This is a genomic window from Mechercharimyces sp. CAU 1602 (assembly GCF_024753565.1).
GTDB lineage: Bacteria > Bacillota > Bacilli > Thermoactinomycetales > JANTPT01 > Mechercharimyces.
Genome location: NZ_JANTPT010000001.1, coordinates 1596266 through 1614789 on the forward strand (window position 1 = coordinate 1596266; position 18524 = coordinate 1614789).

An 18524-nucleotide genomic window follows, 5' to 3' on the forward strand; every position below is an offset into this window, starting at 1 on the left:
CTCTCCTTTGTCCAACCATTTACTCATATTATATGGGCGACTACTAGAGAGTATACGCCGATCAAGCTAGGAGAGAGAGGAAAAAGCGCGAACACTTCTTTTAGAAATAAGATAATACCGATTCAATCCAGCTCATTGCCCATGTCCCTTCAACGAACAAACCATCAAAGAGAAACCATACGCACATAAGAGAAGCCATCCACAAAGAAAGACGTCCTAATACACGGTCTCCCCATCCCCCTGTGGGAAAATGTAGACCGATGCGTCCAAATCCGATCCGAACGGACAGCGGCCACAAAAGTGGTACTCCCGCCGGGGTAAGCGAATCGGCTAACAAGTGCGAGGCATACCCTGCAACCATCGCTGGGACCAGAACCGGGGACGCCAAATATGTAATACCCGCTACGGCTGCCAATGCAAGTAGCGAGTGTGTAAATGAACGGTGTGGAACAAAAGCAACCGATAAGGCAAATAAACCCGCCAACAATACCCACAAGGGAGCTTGATAAAAAAGGGAGAACAGCATGATCGCCACACCGACAAAGGCAAGTGCGAACGAACGCCATGATTTGCGCACACCCTGAAAGAGAAATTTATTAACCACGGAACCCTCATCATCAATATCTGGCAAAATTGAAGCAAGCGTTGCCACTACCACAGTAAGCACAGTGGCTACCGCATCCCCATGTACCGAATCTAATCCTGCTACAGCGACGCCAGACATGACACCAAGACCCCAATGAGTTTTACCTGTCACCACTAAACCCTCCTTTCTATTACAAACGTTTGTTTGTTTTCACTCATCATATCATGCTAGCAGCCGTTTTTCATTATGACAATGCAATATGAGCTCTATCCCTTACAGTTGCCTCTTTAGCGAGCGCACCGTAACCGCTCTTAATCGCTCCTCATCTATATGAAAGCCAATGCCCGTACCACTAGGTACACGAATCTTTCCCTGACTTACTTTCACCTCAGGCTTTGTTACATCTTGTTCCCAATAACGTGTCGATGCTGATAGATCTCCGGGTATCGTAAAATTGGGGAGTGTTGCCAAAGCAAGATGTTGCGCACGTGAAACACCTGACTCGAGCATTCCGCCTACCCAGACAGGCACCTTGTGGCGTGCACATAGATTATGGATGCGAATCGCTTCAGCAATCCCTCCTACACGACCGATCTTGATACTCATCACCTGACAACTACCCAGTTCCAATGCGCGGCGAGCATCTTCAGCCGAGGTGATACTTTCATCCAAACAGATAGGAATACGCAGCTGCTTCGCCAAGGTGGCATGATCCACAATATCATCAGCAGCCAGCGGTTGTTCAATCATCGTTAGTTTATAAGGCTCCAACAAGCGAAGGTGATCCAGGTCTGCCAAAGTATAAGCAGAGTTGGCATCAGCAATTAACATTAACTGTGGAAATCTTTGTCGCAAACAATGAATAAGATCCACATCACGTCCTGGTTTAATCTTTACTTTTACGCGTTCATACCCTTGATCATGGTGAAGATAAGAAACTTCCTCCACGATCTGTGCCAGGGATGCCTTTAGCCCAACTGTGGCACCTGCTTTCACTTCACCCGGTTTCCCACCCATCAAAGATGAAAGAGCTACCCCTTGACGGCGAGCAAAAAGGTCCCAAACAGCTCCCTCAATGCCCGCTTTTGCCATCGGATTACGGCGGACAGGAGCAAATAGCTTACTCACCTCCCACACAGATGTGATGGTTACGCCTTGCAATAACGGAAGTAAAAAGTTGGTCATCACATGCCAAGCGGTGGTAATCGTCTCCTCTGTGTACCACGGAGAAGAAAAAGCAACGCATTCCCCCCATCCCTTCGTTCCCAGCTCATCTTCTAACTCCACTAAAATTAAGTTTCTTTCTTCCACAGTGGTCAAGCTGTTTACAAATGGGGTTTTCAGCCGCATGCAAATGTGATGGAGCGTAGCAGAGCAAACCCTCATCTTTTCTCCTCCTTTATTAGCCTTTCTACGAGAAGGTGTCGCATTATTTTATTAGACGCATTACGCGGAATCTCAGAAACAACACGCACCTCTTTAGGCACTTTATAGGAAGCTAACGAAGCGGCACAATGTCGCCGCAATTCCTCTTCCTCTACACTTGAGTACAGGCTGACAAAAGCGATTGGCACCTGTCCCCAATGTTTATCTGCTTGCGCTACTACGGCTACATCATGTACAGCCGGGTGTTGAGATATGATTGCTTCGATTTGTGCTGGGTAAATATTTTCTCCTCCAGAAATAATCAAATCCTTACGGCGGTCCAGCACATAGAGAAACCCTTCCTCATCCACTTTGCCAATATCACCCGTATAAAACCAACCTTCTTGAAACACTTCTCTATTTTTCTTTGGATGATTCCAATACCCTTTCATTACATTGGGGCCACGCACAGCAATCTCCCCGGCCTGTCCCACTGGCTGTTGCTCACCCTCTTTTACGATGCACAGCTCCGCTGGAAATAAGGGTTTACCCGCTGATCCCAGTTTTCTCATCATATCTTCAGGTGCTAAAGTTGCCATTTGTGATGCCGTTTCTGTCATCCCATATGTCTGGTATACAGGCAATTCTTTATCGCGACAACGCTCCAATAGATGAGTAGGTGCCGGGCCACCCCCTAACAACACACACCGCAGTGTATTCGGGCATGTTTTCCCATCCACATGATCCAGTAATTGCTGAATCATAGTACTTACCACAGAAATATGCGAGATTCGATCGTGACAGAGTGAGTGATGCACACGCTCCACATCAAAGGAAGGATGAAGAACAACCCCCATCCCATAGATCACACTGCGCATCAAAATCGAAAAGCCACTCATATGAAATAAAGGGACACAGACGAGCCATCGATCACTAGCATTGAGCCCCAGATTGAGAGCTGAACCAATCGCACTCCACCAATGATTTCCGTAGGTAAGCTGTACTCCCTTCGGGTCTCCAGTCGTCCCAGAGGTGTACATGATGGTAAATACTTCATCCAAACAGAAGTGATCCTTGATCGGCACATACCCCTCTTTTAATTGTGATAATTGAGAAAAAGAAGAGACGTGCAGTGCTGCTTCTTTACCCACTGCGATCGCTTGCGTGCTATATGTATCATCTGTGATCAAAAATGTAGCCTCCGCATCACGCACTTGAAACAAACATTCTGCTTTCGCAAGGCGAGTATTAAGAGGAATAACAACAGCACCTAAGTAAGCCAGTGCATGAATACATTCTACCGTCACTTCTTTATTTCCCATCAAGAGCGCCACTCGATCTCCTTCCGCAATTCCCCACGCCGCTAACTTTGCCGCAACCACACTAACTCGCTCATGCAATTGTTCAAAAGTTACATTCCTGCCTTCATCCGAAATCATGGCGATTCGGTCTGGTGTGGTATGCGCTCTCTTTTTTAACCAGTTAGGCAACATCTGCTCTGATAACATATGAGACTCCCCTTTCACTCCTATAAAAAAGTGATCAAAAACAGCTTAGCTCTCATCAGCCAGCTGTTTTTGATCATCATAATAGATCCATACTCACACTTGCTTCAACTTACGGAAAGCGAGGGAATTGACCGAAATCCGGCTTCCGCTTCTCTTTAAAGGCATTGCGACCTTCTTTTGCCTCTTCCGTGGTGTAATACAGAAGTGTCGCATCTCCGCCTAACTGTTGTAGGCCGGCTAACCCATCGGTGTCGGCATTGAAAGAAGCTTTGAGGAAGCGTAACGCTGTCGGCGACTTTTCCAAGATCTCTTCTGCCCACTGTACCGTCTCCTCTTCAAGCTTGTCCAGTGGTACTACCGTGTTGACTAATCCCATATCCAGTGCTTCCTGCGCACTGTATTGACGACAGAGGAACCATATTTCACGTGCCTTTTTGTGGCCGATAATACGAGCCAAGTAACCTGCCCCATAGCCAGCGTCAAAGCTACCTACTTTAGGTCCAGTCTGACCAAAGATCGCATTATCGGCGGCAATAGTTAGGTCACATACGATATGTAACACATGTCCTCCGCCAATAGCATATCCGGAAACCATCGCGATAACAGGCTTTGGAATAACACGAATAAGGCGTTGCAAATCCAATACATTGAGGCGCGGGATCTGATCATCGCCTACATATCCGCCATGACCACGGACGGATTGGTCCCCACCAGCACAAAATGCTTTGTCACCAGCTCCAGCTAATAAGATAACGCCAATATTAGAATCATCACGCGCATAAGAGAAGGCATCGATCAACTCATGAACCGTTCTTGGACGAAAAGAGTTGCGTACCTCTGGACGATTAATCGTCACTTTCGCAATACCGTTATATGTTTCATAAAGAATATCTTCATAGTTTCGTTCCGACTTCCATTCAATCATGGGTGGAACCTCCTTCTCTGTTTAGACTAGATTGTGAATTAAGATACTGCATTACTATTTTATCAAAAACCTGCGTTTGTTCCACATGAATTGCGTGACCAGCTTGTGAGATCTGCACCAGTTCAGCATATGGTAATTCCTTCTTCATTGCATCTGCTATCTGACAAAACTTATGATCCCACTCTCCCACCATGAGCAACACCGATATCGTTAAATTTTGTAACTTACTCCAGTATGAAGGTTGCGCCCCTGTTCCCATGCCACGTAAACTATTAGCTAAGCCGAGCGGGCGATGCTGCATACGTTCGGATCGAAGTCTGGCCCGAAGAGCAAGTGGCAGTTGTGTCTGGGTGCGGAAAAGCGGGATGTTTTCCCAATAAGATACGAATGAGTCCATCCCTTCTCGCTCAATTTGTTCCGCCAGACGATGATCTTGTTCTCTTCGTTTCTTTCGTTCCTCACACCGCTCCAACCCCGGCGAAGTGCTTTCTAAAAGAAGCGACTTCACGCGTTCTGGAAAAGTGAGGGCAAACGCAAGCGCCACTCGTCCTCCCATCGAGTATCCCAAGAGATGGGTATGATCGATCTGAAGACGATCCAGAATGCAGCAAAGATCTATAAGAACTTGCTCCATTGAGTAATGTGATATTTCAGCTGGTGTATCTGTTTTTCCATGCCCAGGAAAGTCTACCATCACAAGTTGATAATGCTTCTCCCAACTGGGGATGAACGAGGACCAGGTACGAGTAGAGCCCGTAAACCCATGTAACAACAACAGAGGTTCACCTTCTCCTCTTACTTCCACATAATAGTGAAATCCATTCACATCAATACGGATTTCCTCACCCCCTACCCTCATACTGACAAGCTTGCTCTACAGCTTCCCACATCTGACGATGTATGTTTGCGTTAAATGTTCGTTCCGTTCGGACTTCAATCACATTTAGACCCCCGGTTTGGATCGCTGTCTGAACTCGAGGTGTGAGCGCCTCCCCTTCTACAACTCGCTGAAAAGTTCCTTCATACATGCGAACCACGGCCTCATAATCTAAGCCGAGGGGAGTTCCAAACAAGGTTTCAAAGTGGGCTTCCTGCTTTGCTTGTGGGAGAAAGGAAAAAATCCCACCTCCATCGTTATTAACCACGACGATAGTGAGCGAAAGTGGATACAGTTTAGCAGCGATCAACCCGTTTAAATCATGATAGAAAGATAAGTCACCCACAACAAGCACAACCGCCTCTTCTCTCAACGCACTTACACCCAGAGCAGTAGAAACAAGCCCATCAATCCCATTAACTCCACGGTTAGCCATTACCTGTATCGGGCTGCCCCCACTGTGGAGAAAAGTGTCCAAATCGCGTATAGGCATACTATTACCTACAAACAGCGTTGCATCTGGTGGCAATGCCTCAATCACTTCATGCATGATTTTCCCTTCAAAGTGATGGTTGCTTCCTCCAAAATCAGAAACGACCATCCGTGCATCCCGATTGCGTCTCCCCCATTCCATCTCCCATTCTTCGTTTGCTCGTATAGCAGGTTGAGTAGTCAGTTGACTTACTAACTGCCCACAAAACGATACGGGATCTGTCCATATCACTTCCTGCACCAATAAGGTGGGGTCTCGCCAACCATTTCCGTCATCAACCATCCATGTCTCCACTTGAGGATGTACTTGCAAAAACTGTAACAACGGCTTAGAAACAGGCATTGCCCCGAAGCGAAGAACCAGTTGTGGTGACAAACGCTTATCTTTTAACCCGTGACGCAAAAAGGCATCATAACTATCTATTATCCATTCACTCGTCATGCCACCTCTACGCACCTGCGACAACGGATCAGCAAGCAGTGGATATCGCAAATACTCCGCCAAGTGGACCAGAGTTTGTGCTAACTCTCTATCCTCTTGAGGACCGCATATAATTAATCCACGTTCGATCTCCCGTAACCGCTTCAACAAAGGCTCCATTTGCACTAGCTCCATATGTTTACTTCCCGCCGTCACGGTTACATATGGATTGCCCTCACTTCTCCCTTCCCGCCACAATTCTGGGGCATCTAAACGCGGTATCAGTGGTTCTCGCAATGGAAAATTGAGATGAACCGGTGCTTGTGGCGTCACTGTAGCCGATGAAAACGAACGAGCTGCCACAGTGCGGGCATAACGCTTCATGGTTGGGGAAGCTTCAGGGAGGGCAACTTCTTGATACCACTTCACGAAAGATCCGTATAGTCCCTGCTGACGCATGGTTTGAGGCGCACCCACCTCACGTAATTCATGAGGACGGTCAGCAGTTAATACCAGTAAAGGTATACGGGAGTGCCACGCTTCTGCAATCGCTGGGTAATAATTAGCAGCTGCAGTACCAGAAGTACAGAGCAAGCCTACCGGCCTTTTCTCTGCTTTCGCCATTCCCAATGCAAAAAAGGCGGCTGAACGCTCATCTACATGCATCCATATCTGAATCTGAGGATGGGCGGCAAATAACATAGCAAGGGGAGTCGATCGAGAACCAGGACTAACCACCACATGCTTTAAGCCCAACCGTGCCCACTCATCTACAAATGCAGCCAAATAATACGTCAATTCATCTTGATGATTCACTCAGGCCGCACCCCCAGAGCAGACAGCATCGGGCGAAATTTTGTCTGCGTCTCGAGATATTCACACACAGGATTAGAATCACCCATGATACCTCCACCTGCAAACAGAGAGGCATAATTATCACGCAACAATCCCGATCGGATAGCAACGACAAACTCCCCATCCCCATACTGATCAATCCAACCAATCGGTGCAGCGTACCAACCACGATCCCATTTTTCCTCTTGGCGAATCACCTCAAGTGCACGAGCAGAAGGATGCCCCCCAAGCGCAGGTGTCGGATGCATTTGTGCTACAACATCTAGCAATGTTAGCTCTTTTTTGATCTGTCCAGAAACGGGAGTATACAAATGCTGGTAATCTCTTAGTTTCAGCAGAACAGGTGCCTCTGGAACATCGACCTCCCCACACATCGCAGTATATGCTTCCGTAATTTTACGAACCACTACCGCATGCTCTTCTCGGTTTTTCTGGTCATGAAGGAGCTCATCACCTAGGTATTTATCCTCAGACGGCGACTTTCCACGACGAGTAGTTCCCGCTAGACAGGTTGAGAGAAGTTCATCTTCCTTCTTTTTGACCAACCTTTCTGGGGTTGCCCCAATAAAACAGTCTCCTTCGCGCTCGAACGCAAACAAATAACTTCCCGATTGTTCATCAGCAAGTCGCTTCAATACGTGCTCCGCCTGTAGAGAATGCTCCAATGATAACCTTAACTCCCGTGCGATCACTGCCTTATCCAACTCACTCGTACGTACTGCATAAGCGACATTGGCAACGGCATTTAAATACGCTTCCGGCGCAACTTCCTCTACCGTATAACAACTAGAAGGGGGGTTCAATCCCTTCGTGCATCGATGCTGAAGGAGTTCGTTCCACTCGTGCTGCCAGCGTACACGTTCATCTTCCATCTTCATTCCCGGCATAAGGATACGATTCATTGTCAGCCATGTCCCTGTGCTGGTTGCACTTAAGAGGAAGGTAGGCAACACCATCGAAGCAGACTTATACTTTTCCCACAGTACATCTTTTTCCTTTAACGGATCAAAAGAAAACCCACCGAGAAGGAGCGGCCCCACTCCCACTTGATCCGTTTTCTTATCCACAAAGCTGCGCTCCAACAGTGTTGACCATTTAGTCTGCACAAACTGAAAGCGCGTCTCATTTTCTTCTGTCTCTATTATATATTCATAGCCCAAACCAACCAAAGTAAGATCGTTTGTAGGAGTTCCCCAAAATGCACGCTTTCCACCATAATGTTCTTTTCCAGCATGAAAAAACACAAGCGGCGAAACTCCCTCTACCCGTTCGGAAACACTGAGCAATACGGGCTGACCTGTTTGGTTAGCTTGCGCAAAAGCTTCTGTACTCAAATCCACGATTGTTGAATATTGTGTTGCTGTCACATTGCTCCCTCACGATCTATATAACCCCAGTATTCTCTCTCGTATTTTAGCATACTTTCACATCTCATTTCCTGTCAATCTAAGTAGTCCTTCCCGTCCTCTTCAATCGGCAATCATCTTGATGTAAAATGAATAAGCACTCACATGCTGCCGCTTTTTTCTCATCTATCTCTTGTTTAATATACTTGTAGTAAGGAGAATCATTATGAAAAAACCAACATCTTCATCCACTTCATCCAGCTGGCATATATGGTGGCGACTTCTTCGTCCTCATACATTGACCGCATCGTTTGTTCCTGTCAGCGTGGGCACCGTCCTATCACTATCCTATGGTAGACTCGATTGGCTTCTCTTTTTTGCCATGATGGTTGCTTCCATTCTCATACAAGCGGCCACCAATATGTTTAATGAGTACTACGATTATAAACGAGGATTAGATACAGCAGATTCAGTGGGGATCGGCGGAGCAATTGTAAGGGATGGCATTCCACCACAAAAGGTTTTCAATCTTGCCATCGCCTTTTGCATCGTCGCCATTTTATTAGGAGTTTATATATGCCAAATGACGAGCTGGATACTTGCTCTCGTCGGGCTTGTTAGCATCTTTATCGGCTATGTATACACAGGAGGACCTTTTCCTATCGCCTATACCCCTTTTGGTGAATTAACCGCTGGGATATTTATGGGAAACTTCATCGTTCTTATCTCTTTTTATATTCAGACAGGTACCGTCACAGGGAAAAGCGTATTCGTCTCTATCCCTTTAGCCATTTTAATCGCAGGTATTTTATTAGCAAATAACATCCGCGATCGCGTGGGCGACCAAGAACGAGGACGAAAAACATTAGCCATCTTTCTTGGGCATCGGGGTGCGGTCCGCCTACTTACCACTCTCTTTCTACTCGCTTATAGCTGGACTATCTTGGGAATCTTTCTTCATTTCACTTCGGCTTGGGTACTCATTGTCCTTCTCAGCCTTCCTAAAGCGGTAACCGCTATCAAGGGATTTAGCGACTCTTCCTCTCCCAGTAAAATGATGCCCGCCATGCAAGCAACCGCACAAACCAATACACTTTATGGGCTACTGCTCACAATCGGCCTACTAGTAGATTTTTGGCTATAGATGACGTGACACCATACCACCATATGCTATACTGAGTACAGAAAGAGTGTCGAAAAGCCCACCACTCTTTAAACAAAACTAGGGAGCGTGTAATTATGCCCAATGACAATTCAACTCATGTAACTCCTTCTCAGCTCGACACAGAAGGAGCTTTTACTTTTCCGCCGAAACTTCAATACTTCGGCAAAGATATTACCAAAGATCAGCTGCGATATCATCACCGGCGTGTCGCAGTAGAAAAAGAATTTACTTTTGATTCCTCTCACCATCTACACCTATATGAGGGAAAGTGTAAAAGTTTGCACGGTCATACCTACCGCCTCATATTACAAGTGAGTGGAAAGGTGGATGAAATCGGCTTAGTTATTGACTTTAAAGATTTGAAAAAACTAGTCAAAGAGCGAATTATGAAGCCTTTGGATCATCAATATATCAATGAAGTGCTCCCACTTATGAACACGAGTGTTGAAAACATGATCGTATGGGTTTGGGAAGAGCTGGAACAAGGACTACTCACCATGGGTACCCCTGAGCAAGAACTGCGTTTAGAAGCAATCCGTCTCTATGAAACTCCAACCAGTTCCGCCTATCTCAAACGGGAATGGATGGTGGATGAAGCATGAGTACCCTTGCTTTGGAAACAAGCATCCCGATGGTAGAGATCTTCGAAACAGTAGAAGGGGAAGGGTTAAAGACAGGTTACCCAACCACCTTTATCCGCTTGTACAATTGTAATCTACGTTGTACCTGGTGTGATACACCCTATAGCTACGCCCCCCACAAACCAGAATATACTGCTACCGTCACAGAGATAATGACCGATGTAGACTCGTACCAAAATCGCTACATCTGCTTAACCGGGGGTGAGCCCTTACTCTACACAGAAAAAGCGCTTATCCTGATTCAACAATTAGCGGAACGTCCATATATTGAAGATATTCATATAGAAACCAATGGGGCGATCGACCTTACTCCTTTTCACCAATGGCGCATCCAACATCCTCAAGGAGATAAGGTCCGGTTTATCATGGATTTCAAGTTGAGCAAAAGCGGGGAACGCACCCGTATGCTTATGCGCAACTTTGAAGATCTTCTCGCTCGTGATGAAGTGAAGTTTGTTATATCCGACCGCGAAGATTTTGTTGAAGCTCTGGAAACGGTTACTCATGAAGTAAAGGAAGGAGAAATCCTCTTTAGTCCCGAGTGGACCTCACTTTCCCCGCAGACACTTGTCGAGTGGATGCTCGCCTCGAATCAAAAACAGATCAGACTAAATCTACAAACCCATAAATATATCTGGCATCCTGATCAGCGCGGGGTATAAAATTGAGTTTATCCACTTGGGAATGGAGGAAAATATAATATGAATAAAAAAGCAGTCGTTATTTTGAGCGGCGGATTAGATAGTACAACCTGTATGGGCATCGCCTCTCAGGCAGGATATGAGATCTACGCCCTCACATTTAACTATGGACAACGGCACGATAAAGAGATAGAACATGCCCGCCACGTTGCAGAGCATTATCAGGCTAGAGAGCACCGCATCGTTAACATGGATTTCCTCCAGCAGATCGGCGGCAGTGCCTTAACCGATGATAAATTAGATATTCCGACCCATGGTGAAGAAGAAGGCATTCCGATCACCTATGTTCCGGCTCGCAATATCATCTTCCTCTCCCTCGCTACTTCCTATGCCGAAGTGGTTGGGGCAGAACGCATCTATATCGGGGTTAGCGGTGTCGATTACAGTGGCTATCCAGACTGTCGTCCTGAATTTATTGAAGCGATGAATGAGGCAATGAAACTGGGTACCAAAACATCGCAAGAAAAAGAGCCACTTGTAATTGAAGCCCCACTTGCTCATCTATCTAAAGCGGCGACGATTAAATGGGGGCATGATCTAGATGTCCCTTATCACCTTACTACTTCTTGCTATCAAGGGGAGACAGAGGCTTGTGGGGTGTGCGATAGCTGTCGCCTCCGCCTCAAAGGTTTCCGGGAGTTAGGTCTTACTGACCCTATTTCCTACCGGTGACATACTCAAAAAAGACAGCCCAGGTATGGCTGTCTTTTTTCATTCTTTCTCATGTATAATACCTAAACCTGTAAACCTCTACTCTCCTGCTAACTCAGTGCGAATCTGCATTAAAATAACACCCAACATGTTTTTCCCCGTCCCCTTTTTGCCGCAGCCCCAATAATAGTCGTTACTCGTCTGCTCCACAATCTCTTCCTCTCCCGTCGCAAGTAACGTTTCTCTTAAATCAGGATGTTGCTCAAATTTAGCCTGTACTGCTATTCGCACCTCATCTTTCACTTCTTCCCAATCGGCACGCAGCGGTTTCTGCCGATCACGTCCAGCAATCCCCGCTTCCATCGGGTTAGAAGCAAGACGAATCTCTTCTTCATATGGGCTATCCGACTGTATTCCACACCCGTCCCTCCACCGTTATGGGACTAGGGTAAAAGTTAGAAAAGCATCCGTGCTCTTCACTCACTTTATAAAAGTATATAGTCATCTCCTCACCCCTCAACCTCTCTATTATAAAGAAAAACACCCTAGATAAGGTGTTTTTACCCTAAATATGAAATATCTTCACTCATCCAAACTGTCTTTTCTTCGATTAATGTCCGACGACCCTCTTTAGGCTTCATATCCGGATAACCCAGGTAGATAAATCCTAACATCTCGTCCTTCTCTTTTAGCCCAAACAGCTCCTTCATCTTCGGATGGTATGTAGGTTTACCTGTACGCCAAATCGCTCCCAAACCACGAGCGTGTGCGGCAAGCAATAAATTTTGTACTGCCGCGCTCGCAGCTGCCACTTCTTCTATCCATATCGACTTTGGATGCTCGGGCGGAGTAAGAGCGACCGCAATAACTACTGGAGCCCGGAAAGGCTTTTCGCTCTTCTTCATCACCATTTTTTTACCCTCATCACTCGTCGGATCCTCTAACTTTTCCATTGCAATCTCACCTAGAACTCGCCCTAGAGGACGGCGACCTTCCCCTGTCAGCACAAAGAACTTCCACGGTTCTGTTAAATGATAGTTTGGTGCCCATCGTGCTGCCTCCAATAGTTCTTCAATCACATCTTTAGAGATTGGGTCTTGTTTTACTTTCCCGATTGTACGACGGGTTTTAATCGCTTCTATCACATTCATTCATAATCACTCTCCGCGGTACTCTATTGTAAATGATAATCATTTTCAATAGTAACCAGTTTCTCTCTATCTGTCAAGTTCATCAGTGAATCCTAGTCAATATATACTAAAAAACCTTCCCTAACGAGTTTACTCGTCAAAGAAGGTTTACGGTTGGTACCGAGGGTCGGACTCGAACCGACACGGTGGGAACCCACCCCGGGATTTTAAGTCCCGTGCGTCTGCCTATTCCGCCACCCCGGCAAGATGGAGCGGAAGACGGGATTCGAACCCGCGACCCTCGCCTTGGCAAGGCGATGCTCTACCCCTGAGCCACTTCCGCTTATGGTGGTTCGAGACGGAATCGAACCGCCGACACGAGGATTTTCAGTCCTCTGCTCTACCGACTGAGCTATCGAACCACTTTATTGGCTGACAAAATCTATTGTAGCACGGATTAATTTTCCGTGCAAGTACTTTTATAAAATGATCTCTATTTTTTTTCACGACGATTAGGGCCCTCTACTAAGATGGGTCTCACATAGTGCGAGATTCGCTCCATAATACGGAGTGCCTTGGTTCGTTCTACTCCACCCTTATTAGAATAGGCCAAGTGATCGGTCAACTCCTCCAAACTCATATTGGAGGTATATACGACAGGTAGGCCCTCTGCCACCCGGTATTGTAGAATTGCACCCAGAATCTCGTCTCGAATCCACGGGGTAAGTGACTCTGCACCTATGTCATCTAATATCAACACAGTCGCCTTTTTAAGCGCCTCTAGTTTTTTACTGAGTGAACCATCATTAACCGCATCTCGAATTTCTCTCATAAAGTCGGGTACATACACCATAAGCGAGTCTACATCATGACGAGTTAAATCCTGCGCAATCGCACCAGCAATACGACTTTTACCCACACCAAAGTCACCGTACAAGTACAATCCCTTTTGTGGTCGTTCATCACCAAATTGTTCACAAAAATGAATAGCTGCTTGAACAGCAGCAATACGAGCTGGATTGGCCGTAATCGTTTCAAATGTAGCTTCTAAAATATCTTTTGGGATGTAATGACTTTTAATCAATTTCTCTTTCTGCTGTTTACGTTGCTCTGCTTTCCACAGTGAACACGGCTGCATCCGTAATTCTATATAACCACTCGTAGCTGAGAGCTCGGGTTTATGACCACTCATCATATTGGGGCACTTCGAAAGACCCGGACACTGCAAACACTGTTCCTGTTCCTTTACATATTGACGCACATGGAGGAGTGAACGGATATAAACCTCACGAGTCAAGTGGGGGTGATGCCCCTGAAACTCTTGCAACAATGGATGTTGAAGAAGTAAACGCAACTGTTCATTGGCCCGCCGTTTCCCTATCTGAGATTCCTTTCTTCCTAAATTTTCTCCGATCCGTTTCATCTGCTCTGCCTCTTTTCACGCATTCTCTGATCTAAGCGACTGCGCATCCGTTGGAGTTGCTCCATAATCTCTGCTTGTGCTTGCGGATCTGCATCCCATTCTTCTTTTGCTTCGTTTTTCGCCTGCTGATCTCTTCCTTTGGCAACAGCTTCTGGAACTTTATCCCTCTTAGTAATAGGAGATCGTCGTGGCTTTGCCACTCTTTTCACATCCGAATTTTGCCTTCCTTGCCCATGACGTTCTCTAAGTGCCAACTCCACTGCTTCTGTTACAGTATTTACACGTTCTCTCTTCCAGTGTCCTGCAATCTTTTCTACTAAGGGGCGCGGAAGCTTGTTGTTATGTGTTTGCAGCACATAGTCGAGCAGCACATTAATGACGCCGTGCGGTAGACGATAATCTGTCATCAAACACTCAACCAATTCCATATCGGCTTTAGGAATACGCGTTCCTTGATGATAGTATGACATGAACTCAAGTGGAGAAATTGACTCCAACTGGCGAAAATGCTTCTCTTCTTCTGTTTCCACTTCATCTCGTTCCACTTGCTGTTGCTGCGGGGATGGGTTGTCTTTCACTATTGACATATCCGGGGCACTGCGCTGAGACCTGGCCTGATATTCACTTCGTATAAATGAACGGAGTCGCTCCATATCGATATGTCCAGCTCTTGTTACCTCCGGATTTTGGAGTGCACGCAACAAGTCCCACTCACTCAATTCATATAGGAGCTGAATCTGTTGCAACTGCTCTTGCAACGTTTCAGTCCAGACATGCTCATGTAACAGCGGTCGCATCCGGCTATATATATAGTTTAGGTTTGACTCCTCCGCAATGGAGATGGTGGGCGTTGTTTTTTGTTTTTGGACCCCTTGCGCCGGAACCGAGACTGCTTTAGTCTCTATCTCCGCTGCTACCTGCATTTCTGATGGGGTTAGTGTACCAAATACATCTTGAAATGATTTAGTCACTTCCATCCATGTTCCACGCTGTTCTTCTGTCTCTAGCGGCTGTATCATTTGCTTACGCAAGTTGGTATACTGCTCTTTACCTAGCCGATGAAAGAGAGTAATGTTTAGTACATCACTCGCGAAAAATTGAGCTGGCGAAAGCGGCGCAATCCACTCATATTCGAAGCAGCGTCTATCATTTTTTTGTGAAACTCGTGTAGTCAGCAAGCCGACTCCTTCCAGCTGATACCTGGCTTCTAGCATCTGTATAAAAGGCAATGCCGTTAAATTCATGAGGTAGCGATGAGGAAACCACGCTGATCGTCCACTTTGTTGAAATGGAGGCTGGTGAGCCAATGTCAAATATAAACTAGCAGCTGTCGCTCCCACCATCGGTTGATACAGATGGAGCAACGCATTGATGTCACTGAATTGAATCGGACTTTCCGTCCGCACCCGAAAGAGATCCATGGGTGAGCACTCTTTCCAATTCATCAGCAAACCCCCATTCTCTGTACAAAAACTATCTTATCATTTTAGCATAATTAAGGTTTATTTGCTTTTCGGTACCCACTTTCTACTCTTTTTCTTTACCCTTCTCAGTCGAGCTACCTTCACGTGATCTACCCAGCAGATCTTCCAACTCACGCACAAAGACATTAATATCTCGAAATTGCCGATATACTGAAGCGAAACGAACATAAGCCACTTCATCCACATGAATCAATCGCTCCATCACCCGTTCTCCAATCTCACGAGATGGAACCTCAGCTTCCCCTACTTCACGCAGGGATTTTTCAATATCATCCACCATTTCCTCAAGCTCACCAACGGGAACCGGTCTTTTCTCACACGCACGTATCAAGCCATGCAATAACTTTTCACGCGAAAACTCTTCTCGTTTTCCATCTTTTTTGACGACAATCAAAGGTTTTACTTCCACCATCTCAAACGTAGTAAAGCGACGTTCGCATTTGTCACATTCTCTTCTACGTCGGATCGTGCGTCCATCGTGCACCGGACGTGAATCTAATACTTTACTCCCCGTAAAATGACAAAAAGGGCACCGCATTCGCTATCCCTCCCGAATCGGACTACCCTTTTAGTCTCTCCCATTTATTAGACAACGTCAAGCGTTCAAACGCTACTCGTAGTCTCTTCTACTGCCTCTTTCCCTACAGATTCTCCTACTAAGTGGACAAGATCAACCACCCGACAAGAGTATCCCCATTCATTATCGTACCATGCTAATACCTTAACTTGTTTCTTTCCTGTAACCATTGTCGTTAAGCCATCTACAATGGCAGAGTGGTCATTCCCGTTATAGTCACTAGAAACAAGAGGTTCTTCCGTATACGCCAATATCCCTGCCAAGGTGGTGTTTGCTGCTTGCGCAAACGCTTTATTTACTTCGTCTGCTGTCACTTCTTTCTCTAGATCCACCACCAGATCAACAATAGAGACGTTTGGTGTAGGTACCCGCAAAGCAATTCCGTTCATTCGTCCCTCTAACTCCGGTAAAACTTCACTAATTGCTCTAGCTGCCCCTGTTTTCGTGGGAATGATCGACTGAGCACATGCACGAGCACGACGTAAATCTTTATGAGGATTATCCAAGTTCTTCTGATCATTTGTATAGGCATGAACAGTCGTCATCAATCCATGTTCGATCCCAAAAGTTTCATGTAGCACTTTCACTACGGGAGCTAAACAATTTGTCGTACACGAAGCATTAGAGATAATGTGATGCTTCGTCGGTTCATAGGTATCTTCATTTACACCAATAACCACTGTTGCATCCTCATTTTTTCCAGGAGCCGTAATAACTACTTTTTTGGCTCCCGCTTGCAAATGTAACCCTGCTCCTTCACGATCCCGAAACTTCCCTGTCGCCTCCACCACAACATCAATCTGTAGATCCTTCCACGGAAGGCGTGCAGGATCACGATCCGCTACTAGCAGCACACGCTCACCATTTATTAAAAGACTGTTATCCTCAGCCCGAATATCATCTTCAAGCGCTCCATGAAGCGTATCATATTTTAAAAGATGAGCAAGGGTTTCAGCAGGATAGCTAGCGTTAATAGCTACAATTTCTATATTTTTATCGTGCATGGCACGGCGAAATACCATTCGTCCGATTCGTCCAAATCCATTTATAGCAATACGTGTAGTCATAATTATAAACCCCTTCCCTCTAATGTCACACATTAATTCCTCCTACCATTATAATCAGTATGACACATATTGCAATGCAAATAAAAGGAAAACCCGTGCCTATTCTTGTGGACTACGGGTTTCTGGCTCTAAATTTAAGGTCTTATAGACGGCTTCATACTTCTCGTAATAGAAAAATACTTTTTCTACATACTCACGTGTTTCCTTAAACGGAATGTTCTCGACATGCTCCATACTTCCATCCCACGTTCCTTCACGCATCCATCTCTTTACACTACCAGGTCCTGCATTATAACCAGCGACCATAGCTACTTGATTCCCATTAAATTCCTTTTCCAACCAATCCAAATACCACGTACCCATACGAATATTAATGCCAGGGTCATTAACCTCCTGATTAAATGAGGGGGAGAACCCACCACTTTCCACAATATGCTTCACTGTATCTGGCATGAGCTGCATCAAACCTTGTGCGCCTTTGTGCGATTCATTATTCGGATCAAAACGACTCTCTACTCGAATAACCGCCATCACCAAATACGGATCCATATCGTGCACATCAGCACTATAAAAAATCTCCTCCTCATATGCCAGCGGGTATCTCCACTCTTCATAGTAAGGCGTAAAAAAGAAGAAAGCAGCAGCAGCAATGAAAAATAGAAAAATAATGGAACGAAACGAAGGAAACACTCTCTTTACTGATTTAGTTCGTCTTCTTTTCGCGTGAGTTGTCTCCATAATAGATCCACCTGTCTTTCCGTATCCACAAGATCTTTGGAATTATCTATACAAAAATCAGCCATTTCCTTTTTCTTTTCAATCGACCATTGCGCAGCAAGCATGCGTTCAGCAGCAGCTTGTCCCATCTGATCGCGCAATATTAGTCTTTCTAATTGTATCCTGAATGGCACGTATACGACAATCACACTTTCCACCATATGCGTCAATTGAGATTCATATAGCAAGGGAATATCGAGAATAATCACTTCTTCCGGATCAGCTTCTCGATATCGCATGATCTGTCTGCGCATCTCTTGCCGTACTAATGGATGTATGATTTCATTTATCGCTGTGCGCAGGGATTCATCTTGAAAAATTAGGTGGCGCAAGCGTCCACGATCCAGCTCGCCCTCGGTCGTTATAACGCTTTCTCCAAACTTAGCCCGCACCTTTGCCAAACCCTCCGTTCCAGGCTCTACAACGGTGCGTGCTAGCTGATCCGCATCAATCAATCTGGCTCCACGGGCGACCAACATCTTCGCAACAGTACTTTTTCCCGTCGCAACTCCACCAGTTAACCCTACTATCAT

General features: G+C 45.8%; 19 protein-coding genes and 3 tRNA genes. 4 read left to right on the forward strand and 18 right to left on the reverse strand.

Annotated features, from left to right (window positions below):
• Positions 1 to 100: 100 nt before the first annotated feature.
• The 7 genes from NXZ84_RS08275 to NXZ84_RS08305 all read right to left on the reverse strand — a co-directional run bounded on the left by NXZ84_RS08275 (position 101) and on the right by NXZ84_RS08305 (position 8396).
• Complete coding sequence (locus NXZ84_RS08275) at positions 101 to 757, reverse strand: metal-dependent hydrolase (RefSeq protein WP_258839793.1); 657 nt, start codon at positions 755 to 757, stop codon at positions 101 to 103.
• A 102-nt stretch (positions 758 to 859) separates the two neighbouring features.
• Positions 860 to 1972, reverse strand: a complete 1113-nt coding sequence (gene menC / locus NXZ84_RS08280; protein WP_258839794.1) for an o-succinylbenzoate synthase — start codon at positions 1970 to 1972, stop codon at positions 860 to 862.
• Positions 1969 to 3459 (reverse strand): o-succinylbenzoate--CoA ligase, encoded by a 1491-nt coding sequence (locus NXZ84_RS08285; protein WP_258839795.1) that lies wholly within the window; start codon positions 3457 to 3459, stop codon positions 1969 to 1971. Before NXZ84_RS08285 ends, menC begins: the two co-directional genes overlap by 4 nt.
• 109 nt (positions 3460 to 3568) lie before the next feature.
• A complete protein-coding gene (gene menB / locus NXZ84_RS08290; RefSeq protein ID WP_258839796.1) occupies positions 3569 to 4384 on the reverse strand; it encodes a 1,4-dihydroxy-2-naphthoyl-CoA synthase in 816 nt (271 codons plus the stop codon).
• A complete protein-coding gene (menH, locus tag NXZ84_RS08295; RefSeq protein WP_258839797.1) occupies positions 4377 to 5243 on the reverse strand; it encodes a 2-succinyl-6-hydroxy-2,4-cyclohexadiene-1-carboxylate synthase in 867 nt (288 codons plus the stop codon). Before menH ends, menB begins: the two co-directional genes overlap by 8 nt.
• Positions 5227 to 6990, reverse strand: a complete 1764-nt coding sequence (gene menD, locus NXZ84_RS08300) for a 2-succinyl-5-enolpyruvyl-6-hydroxy-3-cyclohexene-1-carboxylic-acid synthase (RefSeq protein ID WP_258839798.1) — start codon at positions 6988 to 6990, stop codon at positions 5227 to 5229. The genes menH and menD overlap by 17 nt, the downstream gene beginning before the upstream one ends.
• Entirely contained in the window at positions 6987 to 8396 is a 1410-nt protein-coding gene (locus NXZ84_RS08305) for an isochorismate synthase (RefSeq protein WP_258839799.1), read from the reverse strand. The genes menD and NXZ84_RS08305 overlap by 4 nt, the downstream gene beginning before the upstream one ends.
• A gap of 205 nt (positions 8397 to 8601) precedes the next feature.
• On the opposite strand from NXZ84_RS08305, the gene NXZ84_RS08310 reads away from it, so the two are divergent.
• The 4 genes from NXZ84_RS08310 to queC all read left to right on the forward strand — a co-directional run bounded on the left by NXZ84_RS08310 (position 8602) and on the right by queC (position 11554).
• Positions 8602 to 9519 (forward strand): 1,4-dihydroxy-2-naphthoate polyprenyltransferase, encoded by a 918-nt coding sequence (locus tag NXZ84_RS08310; RefSeq protein WP_258839800.1) that lies wholly within the window; start codon positions 8602 to 8604, stop codon positions 9517 to 9519.
• Positions 9520 to 9614: 95 nt separating this feature from the next.
• Positions 9615 to 10142, forward strand: a complete 528-nt coding sequence (gene queD, locus NXZ84_RS08315; protein ID WP_258839801.1) for a 6-carboxytetrahydropterin synthase QueD — start codon at positions 9615 to 9617, stop codon at positions 10140 to 10142.
• The gene (locus NXZ84_RS08320; RefSeq protein ID WP_258839802.1) at positions 10139 to 10843 is read left to right on the forward strand and encodes a 7-carboxy-7-deazaguanine synthase QueE; all 705 of its coding nucleotides are present in this window, start codon (positions 10139 to 10141) and stop codon (positions 10841 to 10843) included. The genes queD and NXZ84_RS08320 overlap by 4 nt, the downstream gene beginning before the upstream one ends.
• Before the next feature lie 39 nt (positions 10844 to 10882).
• Positions 10883 to 11554, forward strand: coding sequence for a 7-cyano-7-deazaguanine synthase QueC (gene queC, locus NXZ84_RS08325; protein WP_258839803.1), 672 nt, complete (start codon positions 10883 to 10885; stop codon positions 11552 to 11554).
• A 78-nt stretch (positions 11555 to 11632) separates the two neighbouring features.
• On the opposite strand, the gene NXZ84_RS08330 is transcribed toward queC, so the two are convergent.
• From NXZ84_RS08330 to coaE, 11 genes are all read right to left on the reverse strand, one after another.
• A complete protein-coding gene (locus NXZ84_RS08330) occupies positions 11633 to 11947 on the reverse strand; it encodes a riboflavin biosynthesis intermediates N-glycosidase (RefSeq protein ID WP_396654033.1) in 315 nt (104 codons plus the stop codon).
• Between the two features lie 146 nt (positions 11948 to 12093).
• The gene (locus NXZ84_RS08335; RefSeq protein WP_258839805.1) at positions 12094 to 12684 is read right to left on the reverse strand and encodes a nitroreductase family protein; all 591 of its coding nucleotides are present in this window, start codon (positions 12682 to 12684) and stop codon (positions 12094 to 12096) included.
• A gap of 154 nt (positions 12685 to 12838) precedes the next feature.
• Positions 12839 to 12927 (reverse strand) — tRNA-Leu (locus NXZ84_RS08340).
• Between the two features lie 4 nt (positions 12928 to 12931).
• Positions 12932 to 13006, reverse strand: a tRNA-Gly gene (locus NXZ84_RS08345).
• Positions 13007 to 13009: 3 nt separating this feature from the next.
• Positions 13010 to 13085 (reverse strand) — tRNA-Phe (locus NXZ84_RS08350).
• Between the two features lie 71 nt (positions 13086 to 13156).
• The gene (gene dnaI, locus NXZ84_RS08355; RefSeq protein ID WP_258839806.1) at positions 13157 to 14086 is read right to left on the reverse strand and encodes a primosomal protein DnaI; all 930 of its coding nucleotides are present in this window, start codon (positions 14084 to 14086) and stop codon (positions 13157 to 13159) included.
• Complete coding sequence (locus tag NXZ84_RS08360) at positions 14083 to 15531, reverse strand: DnaD domain protein (protein WP_258839807.1); 1449 nt, start codon at positions 15529 to 15531, stop codon at positions 14083 to 14085. The genes dnaI and NXZ84_RS08360 overlap by 4 nt, the downstream gene beginning before the upstream one ends.
• Positions 15532 to 15613: 82 nt before the next feature.
• A complete protein-coding gene (gene nrdR / locus NXZ84_RS08365; RefSeq protein ID WP_258839808.1) occupies positions 15614 to 16108 on the reverse strand; it encodes a transcriptional regulator NrdR in 495 nt (164 codons plus the stop codon).
• Between the two features lie 65 nt (positions 16109 to 16173).
• Positions 16174 to 17214, reverse strand: a complete 1041-nt coding sequence (locus NXZ84_RS08370; protein WP_258839809.1) for a glyceraldehyde-3-phosphate dehydrogenase — start codon at positions 17212 to 17214, stop codon at positions 16174 to 16176.
• A gap of 99 nt (positions 17215 to 17313) precedes the next feature.
• Complete coding sequence (locus NXZ84_RS08375; RefSeq protein ID WP_258839810.1) at positions 17314 to 17952, reverse strand: lytic transglycosylase domain-containing protein; 639 nt, start codon at positions 17950 to 17952, stop codon at positions 17314 to 17316.
• Positions 17910 to 18524 (reverse strand): dephospho-CoA kinase, encoded by a 615-nt coding sequence (gene coaE, locus NXZ84_RS08380; RefSeq protein WP_258839811.1) that lies wholly within the window; start codon positions 18522 to 18524, stop codon positions 17910 to 17912. Before coaE ends, NXZ84_RS08375 begins: the two co-directional genes overlap by 43 nt.

What these genes read in the sequence shown, in the direction of transcription:
- NXZ84_RS08320 (WP_258839802.1), top strand. Translation starts at nt 10,139, where the DNA reads ATGAGTACCCTTGCTTTGGAAACAAGCATCCCGATGGTAGAGATCTTC.
- nrdR (WP_258839808.1), bottom strand. Translation starts at nt 16,108, where the DNA reads ATGCGGTGCCCTTTTTGTCATTTTACGGGGAGTAAAGTATTAGATTCA.
- NXZ84_RS08375 (WP_258839810.1), bottom strand. Translation starts at nt 17,952, where the DNA reads ATGGAGACAACTCACGCGAAAAGAAGACGAACTAAATCAGTAAAGAGA.
- NXZ84_RS08370 (WP_258839809.1), bottom strand. Translation starts at nt 17,214, where the DNA reads ATGACTACACGTATTGCTATAAATGGATTTGGACGAATCGGACGAATG.
- menC (WP_258839794.1), bottom strand. Translation starts at nt 1,972, where the DNA reads ATGAGGGTTTGCTCTGCTACGCTCCATCACATTTGCATGCGGCTGAAA.
- dnaI (WP_258839806.1), bottom strand. Translation starts at nt 14,086, where the DNA reads ATGAAACGGATCGGAGAAAATTTAGGAAGAAAGGAATCTCAGATAGGG.
- menH (WP_258839797.1), bottom strand. Translation starts at nt 5,243, where the DNA reads ATGAGGGTAGGGGGTGAGGAAATCCGTATTGATGTGAATGGATTTCAC.
- queC (WP_258839803.1), top strand. Translation starts at nt 10,883, where the DNA reads ATGAATAAAAAAGCAGTCGTTATTTTGAGCGGCGGATTAGATAGTACA.
- NXZ84_RS08310 (WP_258839800.1), top strand. Translation starts at nt 8,602, where the DNA reads ATGAAAAAACCAACATCTTCATCCACTTCATCCAGCTGGCATATATGG.
- NXZ84_RS08335 (WP_258839805.1), bottom strand. Translation starts at nt 12,684, where the DNA reads ATGAATGTGATAGAAGCGATTAAAACCCGTCGTACAATCGGGAAAGTA.
- menB (WP_258839796.1), bottom strand. Translation starts at nt 4,384, where the DNA reads ATGATTGAATGGAAGTCGGAACGAAACTATGAAGATATTCTTTATGAA.
- queD (WP_258839801.1), top strand. Translation starts at nt 9,615, where the DNA reads ATGCCCAATGACAATTCAACTCATGTAACTCCTTCTCAGCTCGACACA.
- coaE (WP_258839811.1), bottom strand. Translation starts at nt 18,524, where the DNA reads ATGATAGTAGGGTTAACTGGTGGAGTTGCGACGGGAAAAAGTACTGTT.
- NXZ84_RS08360 (WP_258839807.1), bottom strand. Translation starts at nt 15,531, where the DNA reads ATGAATTGGAAAGAGTGCTCACCCATGGATCTCTTTCGGGTGCGGACG.
- NXZ84_RS08285 (WP_258839795.1), bottom strand. Translation starts at nt 3,459, where the DNA reads ATGTTATCAGAGCAGATGTTGCCTAACTGGTTAAAAAAGAGAGCGCAT.